Annotated in this window: 1 pseudogene; it reads left to right on the top strand. The window is 47.6% G+C overall.

Annotated elements, in window-relative coordinates:
* Positions 1-64: 64 nt before the first annotated feature.
* Positions 65-511 (top strand): annotated as a pseudogene (locus ACUU1M_RS20555) (transposase); the annotation flags it as partial.

Raw genomic sequence — 511 nt, 5'->3', positions numbered from 1 at the left:
TGAGGTAGCCTGAGTTTAACGGACACTCCTTCCTGAAATAGAATGGCATCAGAAGGAGCCAATAATGAGCAGAAAAACCCAACGTTACTCTACGGAGTTTAAAGCCGAAGCCGTCAAAACGGTTCCTGAAAATCAGCTTTCGATCAGTGAAGGCGCTTCCCGATTATCTGTTCCTGAAGGCACTTTAGGACAATGGGTTACCGCCGCAAGAAAAGGGCTCAATACACCAGGCTCCCGCACAGTGGCTGAGCTGGAATCTGAAGTTATGCAACTGCGTAAGGCTTTAAATGAAGCACGACTTGAGCGAGATATATTAAAAAAAGCAACAGCGTATTTTGCCCAGGAGTCGCTGAAAAATACGCGTTAGTCGAACAATGGCGACAACAATTCCCTGTTGAAGCGATGTGTCGGGTACCTGGTGTATCCAGGAGCGGTTATTACGACCGGGTACAGCATGCCCCCTCAGACAGAAAACAAAGTGATGAGCGGCTAAAACTGGAGATTAAGGTGG

The organism is Shigella sp. SIG6 (assembly GCF_053555815.1).
The sequence above is the reverse complement of the archived record's forward strand: the minus strand, read 5'-3'. Positions and strand labels throughout refer to the sequence as shown.